The 24,920-nt window shown below is 63.1% G+C and carries 25 protein-coding genes; 17 read left to right on the top strand and 8 right to left on the bottom strand.

Annotated features, from left to right (window positions below):
* Positions 1-172: 172 nt before the first annotated feature.
* From rpsF to rplI, 4 genes are all read left to right on the top strand, one after another.
* Positions 173-649 (top strand): 30S ribosomal protein S6, encoded by a 477-nt coding sequence (gene rpsF, locus V1286_RS13000; RefSeq protein WP_334489649.1) that lies wholly within the window; start codon positions 173-175, stop codon positions 647-649.
* A gap of 5 nt (positions 650-654) precedes the next feature.
* Positions 655-894 carry a 30S ribosomal protein S18 gene (gene rpsR, locus V1286_RS12995; RefSeq protein ID WP_002711478.1) on the top strand — a complete coding sequence of 80 codons (240 nt, stop codon included), beginning with the start codon at positions 655-657 and terminating at the stop codon, positions 892-894.
* 130 nt (positions 895-1,024) lie between these two features.
* On the top strand, positions 1,025-1,972 hold the full coding sequence (locus V1286_RS12990; protein WP_334480082.1) for a hypothetical protein: 948 nt from the start codon (positions 1,025-1,027) through the stop codon (positions 1,970-1,972).
* Positions 1,973-2,024: 52 nt separating this feature from the next.
* The gene (gene rplI, locus V1286_RS12985; protein ID WP_334480080.1) at positions 2,025-2,624 is read left to right on the top strand and encodes a 50S ribosomal protein L9; all 600 of its coding nucleotides are present in this window, start codon (positions 2,025-2,027) and stop codon (positions 2,622-2,624) included.
* 40 nt (positions 2,625-2,664) lie between these two features.
* Here rplI and V1286_RS12980 read toward each other — a convergent pair whose 3' ends face one another.
* The 3 genes from V1286_RS12980 to V1286_RS12970 all read right to left on the bottom strand — a co-directional run bounded on the left by V1286_RS12980 (position 2,665) and on the right by V1286_RS12970 (position 4,864).
* Positions 2,665-3,129 carry a PaaI family thioesterase gene (locus tag V1286_RS12980; RefSeq protein ID WP_334480078.1) on the bottom strand — a complete coding sequence of 155 codons (465 nt, stop codon included), beginning with the start codon at positions 3,127-3,129 and terminating at the stop codon, positions 2,665-2,667.
* Positions 3,126-3,731 (bottom strand): TetR/AcrR family transcriptional regulator, encoded by a 606-nt coding sequence (locus tag V1286_RS12975; protein ID WP_334480075.1) that lies wholly within the window; start codon positions 3,729-3,731, stop codon positions 3,126-3,128. Before V1286_RS12975 ends, V1286_RS12980 begins: the two co-directional genes overlap by 4 nt.
* Before the next feature lie 104 nt (positions 3,732-3,835).
* The gene (locus V1286_RS12970; protein ID WP_334480073.1) at positions 3,836-4,864 is read right to left on the bottom strand and encodes a hypothetical protein; all 1,029 of its coding nucleotides are present in this window, start codon (positions 4,862-4,864) and stop codon (positions 3,836-3,838) included.
* Between the two features lie 251 nt (positions 4,865-5,115).
* Between V1286_RS12970 and V1286_RS12965 the strand changes: the two genes are divergently transcribed.
* On the top strand, positions 5,116-6,366 hold the full coding sequence (locus V1286_RS12965) for a cyclopropane-fatty-acyl-phospholipid synthase family protein (protein ID WP_334480071.1): 1,251 nt from the start codon (positions 5,116-5,118) through the stop codon (positions 6,364-6,366).
* Positions 6,367-6,387: 21 nt separating this feature from the next.
* Here V1286_RS12965 and V1286_RS12960 read toward each other — a convergent pair whose 3' ends face one another.
* Positions 6,388-6,594 carry a transcriptional regulator gene (locus V1286_RS12960; RefSeq protein ID WP_334480069.1) on the bottom strand — a complete coding sequence of 69 codons (207 nt, stop codon included), beginning with the start codon at positions 6,592-6,594 and terminating at the stop codon, positions 6,388-6,390.
* Positions 6,595-7,183: 589 nt separating this feature from the next.
* Between V1286_RS12960 and V1286_RS12955 the strand changes: the two genes are divergently transcribed.
* Positions 7,184-8,686 carry a replicative DNA helicase gene (locus V1286_RS12955; RefSeq protein WP_334480067.1) on the top strand — a complete coding sequence of 501 codons (1,503 nt, stop codon included), beginning with the start codon at positions 7,184-7,186 and terminating at the stop codon, positions 8,684-8,686.
* Positions 8,687-8,738: 52 nt separating this feature from the next.
* Positions 8,739-9,974 (top strand): alanine racemase, encoded by a 1,236-nt coding sequence (gene alr / locus V1286_RS12950; RefSeq protein WP_334480065.1) that lies wholly within the window; start codon positions 8,739-8,741, stop codon positions 9,972-9,974.
* Between the two features lie 161 nt (positions 9,975-10,135).
* Here alr and V1286_RS12945 read toward each other — a convergent pair whose 3' ends face one another.
* Entirely contained in the window at positions 10,136-10,357 is a 222-nt protein-coding gene (locus V1286_RS12945; RefSeq protein WP_334480063.1) for a cysteine rich repeat-containing protein, read from the bottom strand.
* Between the two features lie 47 nt (positions 10,358-10,404).
* Here V1286_RS12945 and V1286_RS12940 point away from each other — a divergent pair, with 47 nt between their 5' ends.
* A complete protein-coding gene (locus V1286_RS12940) occupies positions 10,405-11,175 on the top strand; it encodes an exodeoxyribonuclease III (protein WP_334480061.1) in 771 nt (256 codons plus the stop codon).
* Positions 11,176-11,188: 13 nt separating this feature from the next.
* Here the strand turns inward: V1286_RS12940 and V1286_RS12935 are convergent, their stop codons facing one another.
* Entirely contained in the window at positions 11,189-13,453 is a 2,265-nt protein-coding gene (locus V1286_RS12935) for a fused MFS/spermidine synthase (protein ID WP_334480059.1), read from the bottom strand.
* A 137-nt stretch (positions 13,454-13,590) separates the two neighbouring features.
* Complete coding sequence (locus tag V1286_RS12930; protein ID WP_334480057.1) at positions 13,591-14,040, bottom strand: cupin domain-containing protein; 450 nt, start codon at positions 14,038-14,040, stop codon at positions 13,591-13,593.
* A 165-nt stretch (positions 14,041-14,205) separates the two neighbouring features.
* On the opposite strand from V1286_RS12930, the gene V1286_RS12925 reads away from it, so the two are divergent.
* Positions 14,206-14,934, top strand: coding sequence for an adenylate/guanylate cyclase domain-containing protein (locus V1286_RS12925; protein WP_334489648.1), 729 nt, complete (start codon positions 14,206-14,208; stop codon positions 14,932-14,934).
* 21 nt (positions 14,935-14,955) lie between these two features.
* On the opposite strand, the gene V1286_RS12920 is transcribed toward V1286_RS12925, so the two are convergent.
* On the bottom strand, positions 14,956-15,324 hold the full coding sequence (locus V1286_RS12920) for a GFA family protein (protein ID WP_334480055.1): 369 nt from the start codon (positions 15,322-15,324) through the stop codon (positions 14,956-14,958).
* A 93-nt stretch (positions 15,325-15,417) separates the two neighbouring features.
* Here V1286_RS12920 and V1286_RS12915 point away from each other — a divergent pair, with 93 nt between their 5' ends.
* The 8 genes from V1286_RS12915 (at position 15,418) to V1286_RS12880 (ending at position 24,879) form a co-directional block, all read left to right on the top strand.
* Positions 15,418-16,140 (top strand): sulfite exporter TauE/SafE family protein, encoded by a 723-nt coding sequence (locus tag V1286_RS12915; protein ID WP_334480052.1) that lies wholly within the window; start codon positions 15,418-15,420, stop codon positions 16,138-16,140.
* 137 nt (positions 16,141-16,277) lie between these two features.
* Positions 16,278-17,162, top strand: a complete 885-nt coding sequence (locus V1286_RS12910; RefSeq protein WP_334480050.1) for a prohibitin family protein — start codon at positions 16,278-16,280, stop codon at positions 17,160-17,162.
* A gap of 213 nt (positions 17,163-17,375) precedes the next feature.
* Positions 17,376-18,779 (top strand): adenylate/guanylate cyclase domain-containing protein, encoded by a 1,404-nt coding sequence (locus V1286_RS12905; protein WP_334480049.1) that lies wholly within the window; start codon positions 17,376-17,378, stop codon positions 18,777-18,779.
* 108 nt (positions 18,780-18,887) lie between these two features.
* On the top strand, positions 18,888-20,363 hold the full coding sequence (radA, locus tag V1286_RS12900) for a DNA repair protein RadA (RefSeq protein WP_334480047.1): 1,476 nt from the start codon (positions 18,888-18,890) through the stop codon (positions 20,361-20,363).
* Between the two features lie 164 nt (positions 20,364-20,527).
* Positions 20,528-21,157, top strand: a complete 630-nt coding sequence (locus V1286_RS12895) for a CvpA family protein (protein WP_247778316.1) — start codon at positions 20,528-20,530, stop codon at positions 21,155-21,157.
* A 31-nt stretch (positions 21,158-21,188) separates the two neighbouring features.
* On the top strand, positions 21,189-22,694 hold the full coding sequence (gene purF / locus V1286_RS12890) for an amidophosphoribosyltransferase (protein WP_417021252.1): 1,506 nt from the start codon (positions 21,189-21,191) through the stop codon (positions 22,692-22,694).
* Between the two features lie 133 nt (positions 22,695-22,827).
* On the top strand, positions 22,828-23,568 hold the full coding sequence (locus V1286_RS12885) for an SDR family NAD(P)-dependent oxidoreductase (RefSeq protein WP_334480043.1): 741 nt from the start codon (positions 22,828-22,830) through the stop codon (positions 23,566-23,568).
* A 243-nt stretch (positions 23,569-23,811) separates the two neighbouring features.
* On the top strand, positions 23,812-24,879 hold the full coding sequence (locus tag V1286_RS12880) for an NHL repeat-containing protein (protein WP_417021251.1): 1,068 nt from the start codon (positions 23,812-23,814) through the stop codon (positions 24,877-24,879).
* Positions 24,880-24,920: the final 41 nt, after the last annotated feature.

Below are 24,920 nucleotides of genomic sequence, written 5' to 3'. Positions count from 1 at the left end.
GCCGGGAGCTGAACGGACGGTCTCAGCAATCTCACCTTTTTGGCGATGTTGATGTGGCAGGGCCAGTTGGTCCGTCGTCCCGTGCTTCCGCCTTCTGAGCATTATCGAGTCCTTTCCGGAGGTCTCGAAGGGCTTGCCGCCGGGAATCGCGCCAACACAGGAAAGGACACCCATGCCTCTTTATGAGCATGTTTTTCTCGCGCGTCAGGATGCGAGCACCCAGCAGGTTGAAGAGCTGACCACCCAGATGACGGGCATCGTCGAAGGGCTCGGCGGCAAGGTCACCAAGACCGAGAACTGGGGCGTGCGTTCGCTCACCTACCGCATGAACAAGAATCGCAAAGCGCACTTCGTGCTGATGAACATCGACGCGCCCTCCTCCGCGGTCACCGAGATCGAGCGGCAGGAGCGGATCTCTGAAGACGTCATCCGCTATCTCACCGTCCGCGTCGAAGAGCACGAGGAAGGTCCCTCGGCGATGATGCGCAAGGCCGATCGTGACCGCGAGCGCGACGATCGCGGCGGCGGTTTCCGTGGTGACCGCGAAGGCGGCTTCCGTGGCGATCGTGAAGGCGGTGGCTTCCGCGGCGACCGCGGCCCGCGCCGTCCGCGCGAAGACGTCGCTGTTGAAGCGACGGAAGAGGAGTAAGAATCATGGCTGAAGCTGGTGCACGCCGTCCGTTTTTCCGTCGCCGCAAGACCTGCCCGTTCACGGGTCCGAATGCGCCGAAGATCGACTACAAGGATTCCAAGCTGTTGATGCGTTACGTCTCCGAGCGCGGCAAGATCGTGCCGAGCCGCATCACCGCCGTCTCCGCCAAGAAGCAGCGTGAACTCGCGCGCGCCATCAAGCGCTCGCGTTTCCTTGGCCTGCTGCCCTACGTCATTCGCTAAGACATGTTCGGCCGGCGGCGCTCGCGCCGCCGGTCGTTATTCATAAGATTCATAAGGCTTCCGGGTCGTCCGGTCGCCGATGGTTGGGGTCGAGACGACCTCTAACCGCTCGAAAGGGGCGGGACAGCTGATGATCGCGATCGTCCTCATTGGTATCGCTGCCGGCGCTGCATCGGGCCTGATGTTCGCGTCTGTAATTTCGCGCGCGCTGATTTCAGCGTTGTTGCTCTATCTGGCGTCGATGCCCCTGATGGTCGCGGCGATGGGATGGGGCCCCCTCAGTGCAACGATTGGCGGCATCGCTGCTGCCGTCAGCATTGGCGCGCTCTTCGGCCTGCATCATTGCATCGCCTATGCCCTTAGCGTGGCAGTTCCTGCGTGGTGGCTTGGCCACCTTGCAATGCTGGGCCGGCCGGTAAACGACGGCACGGAACAAACGCCCCCCTCGATGGAATGGTACCCGGTCGGTCGCATCCTGCTGTGGATCGCAGGCTTCGCCGCGCTCATCACGCTTACGACGCTCTTCGCATTCACCACCGATCCGGACGCGATCACGGCCGCCTTGAAGCGCGGTGTGACCCGGGTTTTTGCAATGCACCGAATCGAGACCAATGAGCGTGTGATCGACGCCGCGGCAACATTGGCGCCGGCGGCGATCGTCATCGGGCCGCTGATCATGCTGACGATCAATCTGTGGCTTGCGGCCAAGATCACCGCCACCTCCGGCCGCCTCCAGCGCCCGTGGCCCGATCTGAAGGCCACGACCCTGCCGCCGATGACACTCGTCGGCCTGTGCGTCGCCATTGCATTCTGTTTTACCGGGGGGCTGCTTGGCCTCGTCGCGAAGATTGCCGCCGGCGCGCTGTTGATGGCCTACGCGCTGACGGGATTTGCCGTCATGCATACGCTGACGTTGGCGCTGAAGAGTCGCGCGCTGTGGCTGAGCTGCATCTACGTCGTCACGATCGTTCTGGTCTGGCCCGGGCTCGCGATGGTCGCGCTCGGGCTCGCCGACGCCGTGTTCGGACTTCGCCAACGCTATCTGCGCGGCAAGCCTCCACCCCTGCCCGCATCCTGAAACTGCAACATCCAACCCAATCGAATACGAACGCTCAAAAAGGAGAACGAAAATGGAAATCATCTTGCTGGAACGCGTCGCCAAGCTCGGTCAGATGGGCGAAGTCGTCCGCGTCAAGGACGGGTTTGCCCGCAACTTTCTGCTCAAGCGCGGCAAGGCGCTGCGCGCCACCGCCGACAACCGCGCCAAGTTCGACGGCATGAAGGCCGAGCTCGAAGCCAACAATCTCAAGGCAAAGGGCGAAGCGACCAAGGTCGCGGAGAAGATCAACGGCCGCAACGTGGTCGTGCTGCGCCAGGCTTCCGAAACCGGTCAGTTGTTCGGCTCGGTCAGCGTGCGCGACATCATCACCTCCTTCGAGGCCGACGGCGTCACGATCAGCCGCAGCCAGGTCCTGCTCGATGCGCCGATCAAGACCATCGGCAAGCACGCGATCGCCATCGCCGTGCATCCGGAAGTCGAAGTCAGCGTCAGCGTCACCGTGGCGCGCAGCGCCGATGAGGCCGAGCGCATCAACCGCGGCGAGGACATCTCGACCCGTCAGGAAGACCAGGACGCCGCCGCCGAGGCGCTCGCCGCCGCTGGCGAGTTCTTCGATCCGGAAGCCCAGCACGAGGACGAGGCGCCTGCGCCTGCTGCAACCGAGAAGTAACGCCTCTATCGCGCTGCAACGAGTTTCAAGCCCGGCCCCTTCAGGTCGGGCTTGGGATTCTGGCAGCCGCTTTTTCGTCGAGCATGGCAATCGACGCCAACGCGGTCGCGGTGTGCTTCTCTTTGCCGTCGATCACGCAGAACACGTCGGCCGCAACCACGGCGACCTGACGTCCGGGCTTGATCACGCGCGCCCGGCAGATCAGGCGCTCGCCGGTCGCCGGCGACAGCAGGTTCAATTTGTATTCCGCCGTCAGCGCCGACTGCCCCCGCGATGTCGCGGCCGCGATCGTGGTAGCGTTGTCGACCAGGAAGGCGGTGACGCCGCCGTGGAACAGGCCGTGCTGCTGCAACAGTTCCGGCCGGCGGTCGACCTCAAGCGTACACGTGCCGCGTGTCAGCTCGGACAGCTCCGCCCCGATATGGGTCATGAAGCCTTGGCGGCCGACATTGTCGCGGATACGGGTCGCGATCGGCGCGAAGTCGGGATCGTTATTCGCACTCATGCGGTTTCTCCCGGTTTGTGGATCGCATCGGGCGCGACCACCGCGCGGATGGCGCAGGCGATCAGGATGTCGGCTTGCTCTCTCGGATCGGCGCGGTCGCGACCCGACAGCCATGCGCGGCAAAAAATCTGCGCCGGGCCGATGATCTGGCTGAAGAACACCGACGATGTCATCGGCAGCAATTCGCCGCGCTCAACCAGCGGCGCGCGCCATCGCTGGACGGCTTCCGCAAGACGCGAATTTTGCGCGCGCTGCGCGCCGCGGATCTCCTCGGTCCATTCGCTGCGGGAAATTTCGAACAGATAGCGTGCCTCGCGCCTGGAGCTGACGACCCATTCCAGATGCGCGCGGATCAGCCGCGCCACGCCTTCCCGCGCCCCGCAGGATTCATCGACCGCCGCGATGACGGCAGCGTGGTAACGGGCGAGAATTTCCAGGAACAGCGTACCGGCCAGCTCCTTCTTCGAGCCGAAGAAATGGAAGAAGCTGCCATTGGACGCTCGCGCGCGGGTTCTGATGGAGGCCACGGTAGCGCCCTCGAAACCGTCGCGGTCGAATACCGCCAATCCCGCCGCCAGCAGATCTTCGCGCGCCGTGGTCATTCGCGTCCGTCTTTCGAGGCCGTTGGATCTATACTCTAGAGCAACGCTCTAGAACTGGTCAAGCGATGTCGCACCGTCGACCGGCATTCGGAAATCTGAAAATCCTAGCGAGAGATGGGCGGCACGGGCGGGCCGGCGGGCGCTACCGGCGGCGATGCGGGCGCCGTAGCCGTTACCGGTGGAGGCGCCGCTGCGGAAGAACCTGCGGCCGGCTCAGACGCGGTGGCAGCGGAAGCTGGCGGCGCCGGCGCGACCGGCGGCACCGGATCTGGCCTGAGCGGCGCCGGCTCGCTACCGGTGCTCTCCTTGGGAGTATCGACTTTGGCGGTCTCGGACGCGCCGTCGCGTGCCGGCTTTTCCGTTTCGCCTACGGGCTTCGCTGCCTCGCTGGCCGGCTTGTCACCCTCGCCCTTGATCGCATCGGTCTTGATCGCATCGGTCTTGGCGGGATCGGTCGCGGCAGTTTCAGCCTTGGCGGCATCCCGCGACGCATCTTCTTCCTTTGCGGGTTCGCCGGGGGCTGCCTGCTCGGTTTTCGGCGGCTCTTCGACGGCGGGCTTGCCACGTCTGCCCTGTTTCTGCCTGACGCCCGATTTGCTGTCGGTCGCGGCCTGCAGCGGGGCCTGGCCATCTGCAGGCTTCGAGGCATCGGGCGCCGCTTGCGGACGCGCGAACCGCTTCGCGTCTCGGCCTGGACGCGCGCCCTCGCCTTGCGGCGGTGCTCCGTCGGCGTCCGGCCGGGAAACTTCCCGCGCAGGTGCCGCCGGTGGCTGCCGGCGACCGAGCCGGTCGGGCTGATCTGGTTTTCCGTCCTGCTTGGCGTCCTTCTGCTTCGGCTGATCCTTGCCCTGATACCGGGGGTCGGCGGCCCCGTTGGAGATCAGGTAGGACGAGAGCACCGAGGCCATGTCGGTGCCGGTCGTATAGTGCTGGCGCAGAAAACCCGGCAACGATGAAGCCGACACGTTCTTCAACAGGCCACGCGGGCTCTTGTGGCAGGCGTTGCACGTGTTCGAGAATATCTGGGAGGGGCTCTTGCCGGCGTCGAGATTTTCAGCCGCCCGTGCCGCGCCTGCTGTGAGGCAGCCGATCAGGAGCGTCACCGTCGCTAAACTGAGCGCTCGGCTCAACATTCCCTGCATCTCCAGAATCGCCGCGGCATCGCATCACGTGGCCGGCGGCGGGTCACCTTTTAGCCGATTGTGACGCGAATGGAAGCGCGCTTATTGCGCATCTGCGTGATTGCCGCATTTGAGAATATCCGCTTTGACTCCAACGCAATAGCGCCACGGCATCATCATACTTATGATAATTTGATCCAACCCTGGAACCAACCTTTCCTGGATGCGTCGGTATAAGGGTAGCTCGTTCCATTGGTGCTTCGATGGATCGGTTGTTGCGTTATTTCTTGGGTCAATTCATTCGCCGCGGCACGATGAATTTCACGGCCGCGAGTGGGACGAAGTTTACCTGCGGTGACGGAACCGGCCGTCCGGTGTCGGTGAAGTTCCTGACCGAGCGGACCCAGCGCCGCATTCTGCTCAATCCCGAACTGGCGCTTGGCGAGGCCTATATGGACGGCACCTTCGTGGTCGAGGACGGCTCGATCGCGGATACGCTCGAAATACTGCTCGGCCAGCCCGAAATGCTCCCACGTTGGGCCAAGCTGCAATGGTGGCTGCGCTATTTCAGCCGGCACGCCAGGCAATTCAATTGGCGCGGCCGGGCAAGAGACAATGTCGCCCATCACTACGACCTCGACGGGCGGCTCTATTCCCTCTTCCTCGACGCCGACAAGCAATATAGTTGCGCCTATTTCGAGACGCCGGATACGACGCTCGACGATGCCCAGCTCGCCAAGAAACGCCACCTTGCCGCCAAGCTCCTGATCGGGCACGGCAACCGCGTGCTCGACATCGGCTCGGGCTGGGGCGGTCTTGGCCTCTATCTAGCCGAAATGACCGGCGCCGACGTCACCGGCATCACGCTGTCGTCGGAGCAATTGCTGGCCTCGAATGCCCGTGCCGTCGAAAAGAACCTGACGGGGTCGGCAAGATTCCTGCCGAGCGATTACCGCGATGTTGCCGGGCCGTTCGACCGCATCGTGTCGGTCGGCATGTTCGAACATGTCGGCATCGATTTCTATGAGACCTTCTTCCGGCGCTGTGCCGAACTTCTCAGGGACGACGGCGTCATGGTGCTGCATTCGATCGGCCGTTCCACAGGTCCCGATGTGACGAGCCCGTGGATCACCAAGTACATCTTCCCGGGCGGCTATATCCCCGCCCTCTCCGAGGTCCTCCCCGCGATCGAGAAGGCGGGCCTCTTGGTCTGCGACATCGAAATCCTGCGGCTGCATTATGCCGAAACGCTGAAGGCCTGGCGGGACCGCTTCATGGCGCGACGCGAAGAGGCGGTGCGCCTCTATGACGAACGGTTTGCCCGCATGTGGGAATTTTACCTGGCGGCGTCGGAAATGTCGTTCCGGAAGCAAAACCTGATGAACTTCCAGATCCAGCTCACCAAGCGTCAGGGAATCGTGCCGATGACGCGGAATTATATTACCCGGGAAGAAGCAAGATTGCGCGCAATGGAACCCGGAAGGCAGCCACAGCTGCAGCTGGCGGGCGAATAGGCTCCGTCAAGCGCGGTGGCGTCAGTTCCGCAGGCTGTACGCCGAGGCATAAGGCGTACGAGCCAATGCCGGACGGGCGAGTTGGGCGCGCACCGTAGCAAGCAACTGCTCGTCACAGGGTACCGCACGCAGTTCCGGGCGCGAAATCGCTTCCATCGTGTCGATCAGCATCGACAGCCACAAACGCTGCGCGCTTGCCGATCGCCATCCCTGGATTTGCTGACCCATCGCCAGTCCTTCTGGTCCGTTATAACCGGCAACTCGAAAATCGCCGGCCCGTTCCGAATTTCGTAACCAATCCATACTGAGGTGAAGAAAATCACATCCGATGTGATCTACTTCACAGAAGCCCGTGGCGGCCCGTCGTAGATCTCCGCCATGAGCCGGCAGACCTACCCAGCCCCGTTCGATTCCGACATCAGGATCGACTACGCCTTGATCGCAATCGGTGTGGGCGCCGCTGTGTTCGCGTTCATCTACCTGATGCTGGTTTGATCAACGCTTAAGACGCTGCTCGAAAACACCCCGCGCGTCCGGATATGTCCGTCCAAGTCGTGGTAAGGTTCAGGCTCTCCTAAGATTTTACCTGGCATTTTCGGTGAAGCGTTCCCGCCTCGCCTGGCTTTGGTCGCCCCCGTCAAGGGGAGACGTCGACCGGCGGGGATTCATTCACACCTCACATGTGTGAATCGTGCATAAGGCAGCTTCACACTTCCACCGGGCCCGCGAGTGGCGCTTTATCGCCCCCCACCTCGGAGGATCGCGACCTTCCGGCGGAATCCCAACAACGCCAAGAATCTGAAGCATAATCCGACCCATGGCTCTGACTGATTCGAACGTCCTCAAACTCGCTCCCGACGCAGGAACTCCGGTCTATCGGAGCGCGCCGCACAATATCGAGGCGGAGCAGAGTCTGCTGGGCGCGATCCTGGTCAACAACGACGCGTTCTACCGGGTTTCCGACTTCCTGGAGCCGAAGCACTTCTTCGAGCCGCTCCACCAGACCATTTTCGAGACCGCCGGCAGCCTGATCCGGATGGGCAAGGTGGCTACCCCCGTCACGATGAAGACGTTCCTGCCCGCCGATACCGATATCGGTGGCATGACGGTTGGCCAATACCTCGCCCGCGTGGCGGCCGAGGCCACCACAATCATCAACGCGCAGGACTACGGCCGCACCATCTACGATATGGCGCTACGACGCGACCTGATCCGGATCGGCGAGGACATGGTCAACGTCGCCTTCGACGCGCCGGTGGACTTTGCACCCCGCGCGCAGATCGAGGATGCCGAGCGACAGCTCTATGAACTCGCCGAGTCCGGCCGCTATGACGGCGGCTTCCAGCGTTTCTCGCAGGCGATGAAGGTCGCCCTCGATATGGCGGCCAACGCCTATCAGCGCGACGGAAAATTGTCCGGCATCTCTACCGGCTTGCGCGATCTCGACTCAAAGATGGGCGGCCTGCAGCGATCCGACTTGATCATCGTCGCCGGACGCCCCGGCATGGGCAAAACCGCGTTCGCAACCAATATCGCCTATAACATTGCCGAAGCGCACCAGGCGGAAGTTCAGGCCGACGGCACCATGAAGTCTGTCAATGGCGGCATTGTCGGCTTCTTCTCCTGCGAAATGTCGGCCGAGCAGCTTGCCACGCGTATTCTCGCCGAGCAAACCGGCATTGCGTCCAGCATGATCCGTCGCGGCGGGATCAAACAGGACGAGTTTGAAAGGATACGCGACTACACGATCAAGCTCGAGCATTTGCCGCTATATGTCGACGAGACGGGCGGCCTTTCGATTTCGCAACTGACGGCGCGCGCGCGGCGACTGAAGCGGCAGAAGGGCCTCGACATGATCGTGGTCGACTACATCCAGCTGCTGCAGGGCTCGGGCAAGCGCGGCAACGACAACCGCGTGCAGGAAGTCACCGAGATCACGACCAACCTGAAGGCGCTCGCCAAGGAGCTGAATATTCCGGTGATCGCGCTGTCGCAGCTGTCGCGGCAGGTCGAAAACCGCGACGACAAGCATCCGCAATTGGCTGATTTGCGTGAATCCGGTTCGATCGAGCAGGATGCCGACGTCGTGCTGTTCGTGTATCGCGAAGAATATTATCTGCAGAACAAGGAACCCAAGCCCGGTACACCCGAGCACGAGAAGTGGAAACTCGACATGGAGCTCGCTCACGGCAAGGCCGAGGTCATCATCGCCAAGCAGCGCCACGGACCAACGGGTACGGTCCCACTGCAATTCGAAGGGCAATTCACGCGGTTTAGTGATTTTGTCGAAGGAGATAATCTACCCTACCGTGTGCCCTAGTCCGGCCTTCAGCGCGGTTGAACCATGGCGTTTCCCCGCGTAATACTGCGGCATGAACGTCGCCCCCGATCCCAAATCCATTCCGCAAGGCGCCCTGCTCTCGCCGGAGGCGAACCAGGCGGCTGCGCTCGTGACGGCCACCGGCGTGCTGACGGTCGATCTCGACGCCATCGTCGCCAACTGGCGCAAGCTCGAGAAGACGGCGGTGCCGGCCGAATGCTCCGGTGTCGTCAAGGCGGATGCCTATGGCTGCGGCGCCGAACAGGTGGCCCGCGCGCTTGCTGGCGCCGGCTGCAAGACGTTTTTCGTCGCCACCCTCGATGAGGCCCGCGTGGTTCGCGCCGCGGCGCCCGCGGCCGCCATCTACGTGCTCGACGGCTTCTTCCAGAACACCGGCGAGGCCTACGCCAAGATCGACTGCAAGCCCGTGATCGGCGACCTCAACGAACTCGCCGAATGGGACGTGTTCTGCCGCCGCTCGGGTTGGTCGGGCGGCGCCGCCATTCACATCGATACCGGCATGAACCGGCTCGGCCTGACGGTCACCGAGGCGCAGGGCATCATCCCGCGGATCAACGCCGGCGATCACGGCATTACGCTCGTGATGAGCCACCTCGCCTCCGCCGAACTGCTCAACAATCCCGCCAACGCCAGGCAGCTCACGGCTTTCCGCGAGATCGCGAGCCTGTTCTCCGGCGTACCGGCATCGCTGGCGAATTCGTCCGGCGTTTTCCTGGGCGGTCAATTCCAGTTCGACCTGGTGCGGCCGGGCTGTGCGATTTACGGCATCAATCCGACGCCTGAAGCCGACAATCCGATGCAGCCGGTCGTCGAATTGAAGGCGCGCATCGTGCAGATCCGCAATGTCGAGCGCGGCGATACCGTCGGCTATGGCGGCACCTGGACGGCGCGGCGTCCGACCAGACTAGCGATCGTTGCCGCAGGCTATGCCGACGGCTATTTCCGCGCCGCCAGCGCCAATGACGGCACCCGCGGCGCCGAGGTGGTGGTTGCCGGCAAGCGCTGCCCGATCGCGGGGCGGATTTCGATGGACCTGACGGCCGTCGACGTCACCGATCTGGACAAGAATGCCGTGCGGCGCGGCCATATGGTGACCCTGATCGGCGAAGGCATCACGGTCGACGAACTCGCCCACCATTTCGGCACCATCGGCTACGAAGTGCTGACCAGCCTCGGCAAGCGCTACGCGCGAATCTATAAGGGCGGCAATGCCACTGCAGAGCCCCCTGCTCCGCCCCCAGCGGAGGCGGCGGCTGCTTCCACCTAGACGGTGCATCGCAGGGCCTAGTTACAAAATCTGGAAAACAACCCCATGCAAAGTAGAATGAGCCCGGCTCGCAGCGCTCAGGCCGCTTGCGCACGGGGCACGAGAGGGTCCGTCGTCACGGCCCAACCTGATCTTATCCTGCTTTAGTGCGTTCGCTGCGCTTACTGCGCCTTCCGGCTGGCCAATACCTTCTTGCAGGCGTCGCTGAGCTGGTTCTGCTGCTTGGTCAGACATGCGACGACGCGACCGCCGCCGGGCGGCGTGCCGGCGCAATATTTGTCATAGTCCGCCTTGCAGGCGCCGCGCCCGTCGGCGGTTTGCGCAACTGCGGATCCGGAGCAACCCATGGCGAGCACAAGAACGGCGAAGCGCAGTTTCGACATGGAATCTCCAGATGTCCGCAAAGCACAGTGATGCCGGTTAGCTCTACATGAAGATCGCGACCTTCAACATTAATAATGTCAACCGCCGCCTGCCGAACCTGTTGCGCTGGCTGCGCGCGGCCAAACCCGACGTCGTCTGTCTGCAGGAACTGAAATCGACCGATGCCGAGTTCCCGATTCCGGCGATCGAGAAGGCAGGCTACGGCGCGGTGTGGCGCGGACAGAAGGCCTGGAACGGCGTCGCTATCCTGGCGCGCAATGCCGAGCCGGTATTGACCCGGACCGCGCTGCCCGGCGATCGCAGTGATGACGAGGCGCGCTATATCGAGGCCGCCGTCAACGGCGTCATCGTCACCAGCATCTATCTTCCGAACGGCAATCCGCAGCCCGGGCCGAAATTCGATTACAAGCTCGACTGGTTCAAACGGTTGCGATCGCATGCTGGCAAATTGCTCAAGCAGGACATCCCGGTCGTGCTGGCCGGCGACTACAATGTCGCGCCGACGCCGTCAGATATCTATACGACGAAATCCTGGGACAAGGACGCGCTGATCCAGCCGAAGAGCCGCGCGGCGTTCAAGGCGCTGGTGGACCAGGGCTGGACGGACGCGATCCGCACGCTGCATCCGGAAAAGCCGATGTTCACGTTCTGGGATTACAAGCGCAACCGCTGGCCGCGCGATGCCGGATTGCGGCTCGATCATCTGCTGCTCAGCCCGCAGATAGCGCCGCGCCTGCTCAAGGCCGGCGTCGATCGCAGGGTGCGCGGCGAGGAAGGCGCCAGCGACCATGCGCCGGCGTGGATTGTGCTGAACTAGCTGCCGCAAGCCGCTACCCGCCAAATTTCTTGCGCAGCATGATGCCGAGAATGTTGGAATAGTCGTCCGTCCACAGCGCGCTTGCCCGGTCCGGATGCAGCGGCGTCCAGTTTTCTGCGACGCTTCCGGCATCGGCGGCGTCGCGCGCCATTACCACAAGGCGGGCATTGGCCTTCAACGTCACCATGAGATCACCGGCACTGTTGTCTTCGCGGATGAAGGCGACCAGCCCGTGGGAATGAGCAACGTTCGCCACCACCGGCGCCAGATCGAGGTAGCGATTGGAGATGTGCGCGATGATAACACCGTGCGGCGAAAGCCTCGAAAGATAACCTGCAAGCGCGTCACGCGTGAGCAGATGCACCGGAATGGAATCGGACGAGAAGGCATCCAGCACGATCAGGTCGTAACGGTCATGCGATGCTTCCAATGTCAGGCGCGCGTCTCCGGCCACCACGGGCGCATCGGGCGCGCAGCGTGACAGGAACTCGAAGCGACGCGGATCACGTGCAATGCGAATTACTTCCGGATCGATCTCGAAGAACGTCCAGAGTTCGCCGCCCTTGCGATGGCAAGCAAGCGTACCGGTGCCCAGGCCTACGACGGCAACGTGGTCCAGATTGCCGCGAACAGCGCGCGCGGCGCCGATGGCCTCCGAGTACGGACCTCCCGGATAGTAATACGTCTGCGGCAACAGTGGACCGCTGATCGGCGTGCCGTCCTCGTTCCGCAAGCGCTGGGCACCATGAATCGTGGTGCCGTGATAAAGGACGCGGGCTCTGCCGTCGCCGACCTCGGCGACCTTATGGACGCCAAAGAAACTGCGTGCCGTTTCGATCGGCGCTAATCCAGGTCGCCACAGGGCGGTCACTGTAAAACTCAGGACGACCAGGCCGAAGAAGCGCATCGGCCGCTGCCGTTGAAACAGCATCGCGGCCGCCAGCAGCGCGAGCAGCACTTGAAACGGCAGCTCCAGCGTCGCTGGCGGCTGCAAGAGGGTGGCGTACCAGATCACCGCAAGCACCGCACTGAGCAGAAGCCACGGCGTCGTGTCTGTCAGCGCCTTGCGTAGCCCGCCGGCGAAGAAGCCGGGCATGCACAGCAGCGCCAGCGCGATCAGGATCGGATATTCGTAATTGCCGTTGAAAATCAGCGGCGCCACCAAGCCCGCGAAGGCGCCACCGATCACCCCGCCAAACGAGGTGCAGAGGTAGAATTCGGTCAATCGTCGAGGGTTTGGACGCCGGGCATAGAGTTCGCCGTGGCACATCAGCGTCAGCAGCGCGAAGGCGACGAGATTGAGGGCAATCGTGGTCAGCCAAAAGACCTTCTCCCCGCCGATCAGGCTCACCGCGAGCGGCGCCACCGCGAACGGAACAGACCGGACCACGCTGGCATGTGCGATCCATGGCCGCTCGCTAAACACCGCGACGAAAGTCAACAGGAAGATCGCAAGCGGAACCACCCAGAGGAATGGAGCGGCAGCAATATCGGTCGTCATGTACGCCGTAACGGCGATGACTAGACCCGACGGAATGGCGGCCAGCGCAATCCAGCGCAGCCGCTCCCCTGCACTCGTGCGAACATCATCCGCAACTTCGGCCTGGGCCGTGGCAGGCACCGCGCGTGTGGCAAACAATCCGACGACACTCAAGAGAATGGCCAGCAGCGCAAACCCGATGGACCAGGCCGCCGTCTGCGTTTTCAGCGTCAGGAACGGTTCGATGACGACGGGATAGGCGAACAGCGCGGCGAACGAGCCAAGATTGGATGCAGCGTAGAGCACATATGGATTGCTCGCCTGTCGATGTCCGCTCGCGGCAAACCAGCTTTGCAGCAGCGGCGCACTGGCTGACAAGGTAAAGAACGGAAGGCCGATGGAAGCCGCGAACAGGCCGAACAGCCAAAGCGCCGTTCCATCCAGCGGCGGAGCACCCCATTCGGGCGCAATCGCGATCGGAAGCATCATCGCGGTTACACCGACCAGCAGAAGATGGAACATGACCGCCCGCCCGGGTAGCAACAGACGGTTCAACAGATGGGCGTAGGCGTAACCTCCCAGCAGCACCGTCTGAAAAAACACCATAGCGACCGACCAGACCGCCGGCGCGCCTCCGAGTTTCGGCAGCACCATCTTCGCAAACATCGGCTGGATCGAGAACAGAAGCAGCGCCGAGACGAATAACGTCGCGGCATAGAGCCATGACGTCAGTCGAGTTGTCGCAGCCTGCCGATCAACGACAGGCGAGATCCGATCCAAAGCATTGAAGAGCGACATCGATATCCCCAGCACCGGCAATTTTGAGTTGCACGGTAGCCAGTGACTCCTGAGAAAGGCTTAATCCGATCGCCGGGAAGCGGCCTCCGCCATGGTAAACGCCGCCTTGACCGCCGCCCGGTTTCGACCAGCGGAAATCAGCCCTTTTTGGTGTGCCCCCAGGCCGCGTCCCAATCTTCGCCGGCGGCATCGATGACGCGGCCGTCGGCCTCGAAGAACTTGTTCGGCACCTGGAAAATCGCGAGCATCAGCCCGCCTTCGGGGCACCAGGCGACGTGGCGGCTGCCCTCCTCGCGCCAGATGAATTCGCCGGCCTTGCATTCGATGCCCTTCGCCGGCCCTTCCTTGTCGACGAGCGAACCTTCCAGAACATAGGTCTGCTCGATGTTGACATGCTCGTGGTCGGGCAGCACCGCACCCGGCGCGAACCGCATCAGCGCGGTCATCAGGCCGGTCTTGCGATCGAACAGCAGCGTCTTGGCTTCGCAGCCGGGGAAACGGGTCTTCTGCCATTCCATGCTGTCGGGGCGGACGAGATGGGAATGCGTGTCTGCGGTCTGCGCGCCCTTCGGTGTCACGGCGTCCATGGCGATCCTCCGTTCCCGGTTATTTTGACGCGATCCTAGCAGCTTTGCCTTAAGCCGCCAGCCGGCAGGTGTGCGCTGCGGCGCTGCTGCCTTGCTCGCGCCTGTTCCGGACTGTAGGATCAGCCGATCTGCCGCTCGCGTGGATCACGGTCGAAAATGGCAGCTTTGCAACATTCGCGAATTTGTAAGGGGTGCTGGGAGCAGATGCATCTGCCGGTGCCGATTCGCGGCGTGATCTCGGCGCCCTTCCGCGCGTTCGGCGTTCGTCCGAGCCGGATGAACCCCAACACCTGCACCATCTGCGAGCTGATGTTCACGAAGGTGATGCGGGCCCGCAAGATCACCATCGACGCGACCATCATGTTTGCCGATCTGCGGGGCTATACCAGCCTGTCGCAATCACAGTCGCCGGATGCCGTCTCAGGCCTGCTCGACGCATTCTATGACGAATGTGCGAGCGCGATCTGGGAGCATGACGGGCTCCTCAACAAAACGATCGGCGACGCCGTGATGGCGGTCTTCAATTTTCCCCTGAAGCGGGAGGCGCATGCCAGAAACGCCGTGCTCGCCGCACGCGACATTCAGAAGAACTGGCGCAACCGCCGGGAAGCTCTCGTTGCCGCGCACGGGCTCACTGTGAGCGAACTCGGGATCGGCATCGGCATCCACTCCGGCGAACTGAGTTTTGGCGAGTTCGGTCGATCGCACCGCGACCTGACGGCGATCGGCACGGTTGTGAACACCGCTTCCCGAGCCCAGTCGGTCGCCGAAGCCGACCAGATCCTCGTGACCAAGGCCGTCTTTGAGCGCGCCCAACCGGATTTGAAGGAGAGTCGTTCGAAGGCGTTCCAGCTCAAGGGATTCGACGTCCCGGTCGAGCTTTACGCCGCCTGACGCGAACGCGGCGGCCGCCTGTCACCACAGATTCTTGCCATCGATGACCGTCACCGGCACCGCATCGAGGTCGAAATCGTCGAACAGCCGCGCATTGACGCCGACCTTGGGGCTGTCGAAGTCCGGCTTGCCGGTCGACCAGTCCGGCGACTCCGAATAGGTGCCGCAGCCGCAGCCGGCGCAGAAATGATGTTTGACGGTGCGGCTGCCCCACAGGTAGGTCGCGACATTTTCCGGCGCCGACGTCAGGCGAAATTGCGCCGGCGTGTAATAGGCCCACAACGCGCCACGCTTGGAACACAGCGAGCAGGTGCAGCGTGTCACATCAGACGGCGCTTCGCTCACCTCGAATTGTGTGTTGCCGCAATGGCAGCTTCCCTTGATTGACACGACCGGCTCCTTTCCGAGTGATATTTAGACCTCGTAACCTGAGCCTGCTGCCACCATGATGTCAGCATCAGGGAATCGCGAAGGACAGCAACCTTGGGCTTCCTCTTCGTCCTCATCGTCGGCCTGCTCGCCGGCACCATCTCGGGCATTGTCGGCACCGGTTCGTCGATCATGCTGATGCCGGTATTGGTCTATCAATACGGGCCGAAGGAGGCCGTTCCGATCATGGCGGTCGCGGCCGTGATGGCGAACTTCTCGCGCATTCTCGCCTGGTGGCGCGAGGTTGACTGGCGGGCCTGCCTTGCCTATTCGGCCACGGGAATTCCGGCCGCTGCGCTGGGCGCGCGGACGCTGCTGGCGCTGCCGTCGCATGCCGTCGATATTGCGATCGGCCTGTTTCTGATCGCGATGGTGCCGGTGCGGCATTGGCTGGACCGTCACCAGATCAAGGCGCAGCTCTGGCACCTGGCGGTCGGCGGCGCCATCATCGGCTATATCACGGGCATCGTAGTGTCGACCGGGCCGCTTAGCGTGCCGTTGTTTCTGTTTTACGGGCTGAACAAAGGTGCCTTCCTCGCCACCGAAGCCGCAAGCTCGCTCGGGCTTTATCTGAGCAAGTCGGTCACTTTCGAACGCTTCGGCGCGCTGACCCCGGACGTTGCGCTAAAGGGCCTGATCGCCGGCTCCTCCCTCATGTTCGGCGCTTTCATCGCCAAACGTTTCGTGCTGCGGCTTAAGCCCGACGTCTTCCGCCTCCTGATGGACGGCATCATGCTCGTCGCCGGCATCTCCCTGCTGTGGACGGCCTTTTCATAAGATCCCGCCGAAGCAGGCGCGTGATCTGAACCAATCGCGGTGAACAACCGACCAAGTGACGCGTGTCACATCCGTCAGGCAAATGACCATAGATCAATGCCGCACGGATAGCATCACCTACGTCTGGAGAGACCGAAATGCCCAGGGGAATCATCGGCGCCATCGCAGCCGTCATTGTCATCGTCATCATCGCGGCGGGAAGCTGGTACACCGTCGATCAGACCGAGCGCGGGGTGAGACTGCGTTACGGCGCGGTCATCGGCACCGCGCAGCCGGGCCTGGGCTTCAAGGTTCCGCTGATCGACAGCGTCGAGAAGGTCAGCGTCAAGACCTTTACCTATGCCTGGGACAAGATGAACTCCTACTCCTACGACCAACAGCCCGCGGACCTCAAGATCAGCGTCACCTTGCGCGCCTCGCCCGACAAGGTCGCCGATCTCTATGCAAAATTCGGCGGACTGGACACCGCGGTCAAACAGGTGGTCAGCCCGGCCGTCAATCAGCAGGTCAAGATCGTGTTCGGCCGCTACACGGCGGTGAAGGCGATCCAGGAGCGCGGAATGCTCAACGCCGCGATCAAGGACGCCATCGCGGCGTCGCTGAAGGACGACCCGATGATCATGATCGAGAGCGTCCAGCTCGAAAACATCGAGTTCAGCGCGAACTATCTGCACTCGATCGAGCAGCGCATGCTGGCGGAAGTCGAGGTGCAGAAGCTGCAGCAGAACGCCGAGCGCGAAAAGGTGCAGGCGCAGATCACCGTCACCCAGGCCACCGCCAAGGCCAATGCCGTCCGCGCCGAGGCGCAGGCTGCCGCTGATGCCTTGCGGCTGAACGGTGAAGCCCGTGCCACCAACATCAAGCTGACCGGTGAAGCCGAAGCCGCCGCCATCGAGGCGCGCGCCAAGGCGCTCGGCACCAATCCGAACCTCGTTACCCTGGTGCAGGCCGAACGCTGGAACGGCGTGCTGCCGACCACCATGGTGCCTGGCTCGGCGGTGCCGTTCGTTTCGGTGAAGTGAGTCGAATAGTCGAGCGGACGATGCCGCACGAGCGCGGTATCGCTCTCGCCGGCCCAGACCGGCACCAAAGACCAACTTCCCGACCGCCTGACCACCGCCGCGTTTATCAGATATGACTCCGTTGATCGGTGGCCGCCGGTTCTCGGACGTGCCACCTTGATCGATGACTCCGTGCAAGTTGCACGATCTGATGCTCGACCGGGGAGAAGTGTCTTGAGCGTAGTAGCAGAAGCGGCTGATGTCCCCCATCCCGGTGGCCAACGGGCCGGGCGAACCGACGCCCAGCAAGACACCCAAAAGTTCGCCGAGGCGGCCATTGCGGACAGCAAGCGCGAGGGTCTGTTGCTCGCTGTCAGGGCCCGCTGGGTCGCGCTGGCGGTGATTGCCGTCAGCTTGCCGATCATCAACCCGAACTGGGACGTGATTTACTACATCATGATGCTCGGCCTGTTTGCCCTGATCGGCTGGGCCCAACTGAAGATCGGCAAGGTGGGGCGGTCGCAGCCGGAGCTTTTCCTGATCTTTTGCGATCTGGCGTTGATTACCCTCCTCACCGTCGTGCCCAATCCGCTGAGTGCCGAAAGCTGGCCGATCGGCATGCAATTCCGGTTTGATACTTTCATCTATTTCTTTGTCTTCCTGGCAACCGCGACCCTTGCCTATTCGTGGCGAACGGTCGTCGCTATGGGCTTCTGGACCTCGGCCGTGTGGGCGATCGGCGTCGGCTGGGCCTACCTGCAGCCCGAAACCCACGCCGAGCTGTCGGAACGCGTGCGGGCCGCAATCGGCTCCGACGTCAGAATGTTCGACATCATCAACCCCACGGCGATCGACATTCGGGCGCGATTCCAGGAAATCATGGTGTTCCTGATCGTCGCCATGACGTTGGCGCTGGCGGTGCGCCGCTCCAACGCCCTGCTGATCAGCCACGCCGGAATCGAGCGCGAACGAGCCAACCTGGCGCGGTATTTTTCTCCCAATGTCGTCGAGCAATTGTCTGGAAATGACGAACCTCTCAAGCAGGTCCGAACGCAGAATGTTGCCGTGCTGTTCGCCGACATCGTCGACTTCACCGCCTATACGGATGGCCGGAGCCCGATGGAGGTGATCGGGACGCTGCGACTTTTCCACGAGCGGATGGAACGGGAGGTGTTCCGGCATGGCGGAACGCTGGACAAGTATCTGGGCGATGGATTGATGGCGACGTTCGGCACGCCCTCCGCCAGCGATTCGGACGCCGGAAACGCGCTGCGCTGCGCGCAGGCCATGATCGCGTCGATCGGCGAGTTCAATCTCGAACGAGAAAATCGCGGCGAGCCGCCGATCAGGATCAGCGTCGGCCTGCATTACGGCCAGGTCGTACTTGGCGATATCGGCTTGAACCGGCTCGAATTCGCAGTCATCGGCACCACAGTGAATGCGGCAAGCCGGCTTGAATCGCTTACCCGCGAGCTTGGCTGCGCCATGATAGCCAGCGACGACCTGGTGCGGCAGGCGCGCGCGGAGGCCGCCAGTTTGGACTCCGACTTCGCGCTTCTCGCCGCCCAGCCGCCACGGACGATTCGCGGTCTCGAGCAGCCGGTTGGCATTTGGACGTGTGCCGACATCAATGCCTGACGCCCCGAAGACGATGGAGGCGTTTGCAAAGCGCTCTATCGCGTGGTGCTGCTTTTTTCGTGCTATGAAGTCCCGCCCGTTCCACCGAGACTGCGACTCACTCCCTCCATGGCCAAGTCCACCCTCTCCTTTGTCTGCCAGAACTGCGGCGCGGCGTATAATCGCTGGCAGGGCAAGTGCGATTCCTGCAACAAGTGGAATACGCTGGCCGAGGAGGATACGACCGGTGCCACCTCGATGCCGGTGTCGGTCCGCTCCCGCCGCAAGGGCCGGACGTTCGCACTGGAATCGCTGACGGGAAAAAGCAACGACGCCCCGCGACTGTCCTCCGGCATGACCGAGCTCGATCGCGTCACCGGCGGCGGATTTGTCCGCGGCTCGGTCTTGCTGGTCGGCGGCGATCCCGGCATCGGCAAATCGACGCTGCTCACGCAAGCGACCAGCATGCTGGCGCGCGCCGGGCATCGCGCGGTCTATATTTCGGGCGAAGAAGCCGTGGCGCAGGTGCGGCTGCGCGCCGAGCGGCTGGGATTGGCGGACGCACCAGTGCAGCTCGCCGCCGAAACCTCGGTCGAGGACATCGTCTCGACCCTGTCGGAGGGCGCGGTGCCGCGCCTGATCGTGATCGATTCGATCCAGACCATGTGGACCGATACGGTGGAATCGGCGCCGGGAACGGTGACGCAGGTCCGCGCCTCCGCGCAGGCGCTCATTCGCTTCGCCAAGAAATCGGGTGCAGCGATCATTCTGGTCGGGCACGTGACCAAGGACGGCCAGATCGCGGGCCCCCGCGTGGTCGAGCACATGGTCGACGCCGTACTGTCGTTCGAGGGCGAAGGCTCGCAACATTTCCGGATTTTGCGCGCGATGAAGAATCGTTTTGGCCCGACCGATGAAATCGGCGTGTTCGAGATGACGGGCCTGGGCCTTCGCGAGGTCTCCAACCCTTCCGAACTGTTCCTTTCTGAACGCGATCTGGGCAGCCCGGGCACGGCGGTCTTTGCCGGGATCGAAGGCACCCGCCCGGTGCTGGTGGAATTACAGGCATTGGTGGCACCGACCACGCTCGGCACCCCCAGGCGGGCCGTGGTGGGCTGGGACCCGAGCCGGCTGTCGATGGTGCTGGCGGTGCTGGAGGCCCATTGCGGGGTCAAATTGTCCGGCTACGACGTCTATCTGAACGTGGCGGGGGGCTTGCGGATCCAGGAGCCCGCGGCCGACCTCGCAGCAGCAGCCGCCCTGGTGTCATCCTTGGTGAACGCACCGTTACCGACAGATGCGGTCTATTTCGGCGAGATTTCGCTCTCGGGCGCGGTCCGGCCGGTGGCGCAGACCTCCGCCCGATTGAAGGAGGCCGCAAAACTGGGATTTGGCCGCGCCATTCTGCCCGAATCGGCTCGCGGCGAGATCGGCTCCGACGGCGGCCTGGTACTGAACAGCGTTGGTGGATTGACCAGCCTGGTCGCCGAAATCGCCGCGCGTGGGAGCCCAAGAAATGCCGGGGCCGGCAACCGGGAAGCCAATCGCGAGGGTGTGACGGAGAAAAATGCCACACCGGCGCGATTCCGTCGTGAAAACAGCTAAAGCGGCGTGACGCGCCCCGCCCTCGCCGCTATACAACGCGCGCGAAAGGCGGGCGGGATGGTACAATATCCGGCCTTGCGGGATGCGCCTTCTGCCCCTCACTTGGGGTGACCCTGACCCGTCGATTCGCTGCTTGAGAACTTACGAGCGGACCTGACCAGCCGATGCCGATAACGATACTCGATCTCGTCCTGCTCGGAGTGATGCTGATTTCGGGGCTGCTCGCCATGGTGCGCGGCTTCATGCGCGAAATCCTGTCAATCGCGGCATGGGGCGCGGCGGCGCTGGTCACGCTGTATGCCTTCTCGAAGCTGCTACCGACCGCCAAGGCCTATTTCAACAACGACACGGTGGCGTCCGTGGTGGTGGTGGCCGGCACCTTCATCGGCACCTTGATCGTGGTCTCCGTCATCACGGTGCGGATTTCGGACATGATCCTGGATTCCCGGATCGGCGCGCTGGATCGCACGCTCGGCTTCCTGTTCGGGCTCGGCCGCGGCCTCCTGATCGTGGTGGTCGCCTTCCTGTTCTTCAGCTGGCTGGTCCCGGACAAGCAGCGGCCGGACTGGATCACCGGTGCGAAATCCCGGGTGGTCCTGCAGGGAACCGGGGATTGGTTAATGTCGCTCTTGCCGGACGACCCCGAGAACACCATCTTAAAGAGATTCAAGAAGAATAAACCGGAAGACGACCAAACTGACGCCGACCAGGCAGCCCCTGCGTCCGGCGATGGCTACAGTAAACCTGCCCGCGACAGCCTCAAAAAGCTGATCGAGAAACCCGCGGCACGCTAATTCTGGCCAAGATAGAGAGGCGATGGACGCGATGCAAAACCCTTCCGATCCCGCCGGCCAACTCGATGTAAATGCTGGCATCGAGTTGCAGGACGATCTCGAAGGCGACACGCTACGCGAGGAATGCGGCGTGTTCGGCATTTTCGGCCACCCCGAGGCCGCCGCCATCACAGCGCTCGGGCTCCACGCCCTTCAGCATCGCGGCCAGGAGGCCGCCGGCATCGTCTCCTTCGACGGCAGCCGTTTCCATTCCGAACGCCGCCTCGGTCTCGTCGGCGACACCTTCTCCCGCCGCGAAGTGATCGAACGCCTGCCCGGCATCATGGCCGTCGGCCATGTCCGCTATTCCACGACAGGCGCGAACATCCTGCGTAACGTCCAGCCGCTGTTCGCCGAACTCAACGCCGGCGGTTTCGCGGTCGGCCACAACGGCAACCTCACCAACGGGCTGACGCTGCGCCGCGAACTGGTCAAGAACGGCGCCATGATGCAGTCGAGCAACGACACCGAAGTGATCCTGCATCTGGTCGCGCAATCCAGGCGTGGCCGTTTCATCGACCGCTTCATCGAATCGCTGCGCGCGATCGAAGGCGCTTACGCGCTGGTCGCGCTCACCAACAAGAAGCTGATCGGCGCGCGTGATCCGCTCGGCATCCGCCCGCTGGTGCTCGGCGACCTCGACGGCCGCCCGATCCTGACCTCGGAAACCTGCGCGCTGGACATGATCGGCGCCAAATATGTCCGCGACATCGAGCCCGGCGAAATCATCGTGTTCGACGAAACCGGCGCCAACAGCCACAAGCCGTTTCCGCCGAAGCCGCCGCGGCCCTGCATCTTCGAATACATCTACTTCTCGCGGCCGGACTCGATTGTCGGCGGCCGCTCGGTCTACGACGTCCGAAAAGCCTTCGGCGCGCAGCTCGCCCGCGAAAGCCATGTCGAAGTCGACGTCGTGGTGCCGGTGCCGGATTCCGGCGTGCCTGCCGCGCTCGGTTACAGCCAGCATTCCGGCGTGCCGTTCGAACTCGGCATCGTCCGAAACCACTATGTCGGCCGCACCTTCATCCAGCCGACCCAGAGCGTGCGCGAACTCGGCGTGCGCATGAAGCATTCGGCCAACCGCGCCGCCATCGAAGGCAAGCGCATCATCCTGATCGACGACTCGCTGGTGCGCGGCACCACGTCGAAGAAGATCGTCCGCATGATGCGCGACGCCGGCGCCCGCGAGGTGCACTTCCGGCTCGCTTCGCCGCCGATCCTGTATCCCGACTATTACGGCATCGATCTGCCGGACCGCGGCGGACTTCTCGCCGCGACCCACTCGCTGGAAGAGATGCGCGACATCATCGGCGCGGATTCGCTGGCGTTCCTGTCGATCGACGGCATGTACCGCGCCATGGGCGAGCCGGGCCGCGATCCCGCCAATCCGAAGTTCTCCGACCACTGCTTCACCGGCGCCTATCCGACCCACCTCACCGACCAGACCCAGGTCGAACCGCAGCCCCGGCAGTTGTCGCTGCTGGCGGAAGCGAGCTGAGGGCTCGCATACGGCGAATAGTCCAGTAATTTTCCGTCATGGCCGGGCTTGTCCCGGCCATCCACGTCTGTAATACCCGCCGCAAAGACGTGGATGCCCGGAACAAGTCCGGGCATGACGAAAGTGGCACGACATGACCAACCCCCTCGCCTCCCGCATCGCCCTCGTCACCGGCGCCTCGCGCGGCATCGGCTATGCCACGGCCCGCGCGCTCGCCCGCGCCGGTGCGCACATCGTTGCCGTCGCGCGGACGCAAGGCGGGTTGGAGGAGCTCGATGACGAGATCCGGAAAGACGGCGGCAGCGCTACGCTGGTGCCCCTCAACCTCACCGATTTCGACGGCATCGCGCGGCTCGGCGCAGCACTGCATGAGCGCCACGGCAAGCTCGACATTCTCGTCGGCAATGCCGGTATCGCCGGCCCCTCCTCGCCGCTCGGGCACATCGAACTGAAGCCCTGGAACGACGTAATGGCGGTGAACGTCACCGCCAACTTCCAGCTCATCCGCTGCATGGATCCGCTGCTCAGGGTCTCGGACGCCGGCCGCGCCGTGTTCGTGACCTCCGGCGCCGCCAGCAAGGCGAACGCCTATCAGGGGCCCTATGCAGCCTCGAAGGCCGCGCTGGACACGCTGGTGCGCTCCTGGGCCAACGAGACCGTGAGCACCAAACTGCGCGTCAACCTGTTCAGCCCCGGCCCGATCCGCACGCGCATGCGCGCCAGCGTCTTTCCCGGCGAAGACCCGATGACGCTGGATACGCCGGAGCAGGCGGCAGAATTCATCGTGCCGATGTGCGCGCCTGAGTGGGACGAGACCGGCAAGCTCTATGACTACAGGACGCGTAAGCTGATGAGCTTCCGCGCACCGGAGTGAGCGTTTCCGTCATTGCGAGCGCAGCGAAGCAATCCATTTCTCCGCTTGTTGAGGCATGGATTGCTTCGCTTCGCTCGCAATGACGATTTCCAACCGTTGACTCCTATTCCTCCCGACGATTGACTGCTCTCCCAAGCGGGATAACCCGCCAAGAAAAAACATCGGGAGGCACCTATGACGCCGACGCAGAATCGCGCCCGCCAAAATCTTTCCAATACCATCGCTGCCTGCTTCACCGCTGCAATGCTGATTGCGACGCCCGCGCCGTCACACGCCGGCGACATTCCGACCTTCGCGGTCGATGCGTCCTGGCCAAAACCGCTGCCGAACAATTGGATCCTTGGCCAGGTCGGCGGTATCACGGTGGACTCGCAGGGCCACATCTGGGTGATCCATCGTCCGCGCTCGCTCACCGACGATGAAAAGGGCGCTGCGCTGAATCCGCCGCGCTCGAAATGCTGCGTGTCGGCGCCGCCGGTGCTCGAGTTCGATACCGACGGCAATCTGCTGCGCTCCTGGGGCGGCCCCGGCGAAGATTACGAATGGGTCGGCCGCGAGCATGGCATCGAAGTCGATGACAAAGGTTTCGTGTGGGTCGGCGGCAATGCCGACAACGACAACGCGATCCTGAAATTCACCGGCGACGGCAAGTTCGTAATGCAGATCGGCAAGATCGCGCCGAGCAAAGGCTCTGGCGATACCACGCAGCTCGGCAAGCCCGCCGAGACCGCAATCGACAAGGACGCCAACGAAATCTTCGTCGCCGACGGCTACGGCAATCGTCGCGTCATCGTGTTCGATGCGACCACCGGCGCCTACAAGCGGCACTGGGGCGCCTACGGCAAGCCGCCGAGCGACGAAAAGCAGCCGCCCTACGATCCCAATGGACCGGCCCCGCAGCAATTCGCCAATCCCGTGCATTGCGTAAAACTCGCCAACGACGGGTTGCTCTATGTCTGCGATCGCATCAACAACCGCATCCAGGTGTTCAGGAAAGATGGAACCTTCGTTAAGGAATGGTTTTACGAAAAGAACACGCGCGGCAATGGCGCGGTGTGGGATATCGCGATCTGGCCCGACCCGAAGCAGACCTATTTGCTGAGTGCCGACGGCGAGAACAACGAAATCCGCGTGCTGAAACGGGAGGATGGTACCGTAGTCGGCAGTTTTGGCCGCAGCGGCCGCAATGCCGGCCAGTTCCACTGGATTCACGCTATGGCGGTGGACGCCAAGGGCAACGTCTACACGGCCGAGGTCGATACCGGTAAACGGATCCAGAAGTTCAAGCTGACCTCGGATGCGCTACGATAGGTGCATTGCCCGTCCCGGCGAGAAGGATTATCGCAAGATCG

Source organism: Bradyrhizobium algeriense (assembly GCF_036924595.1).
In the GTDB taxonomy this organism is placed as follows: domain Bacteria; phylum Pseudomonadota; class Alphaproteobacteria; order Rhizobiales; family Xanthobacteraceae; genus Bradyrhizobium; species Bradyrhizobium algeriense.
The sequence above is the reverse complement of the archived record's forward strand: the minus strand, read 5'-3'. Positions and strand labels throughout refer to the sequence as shown.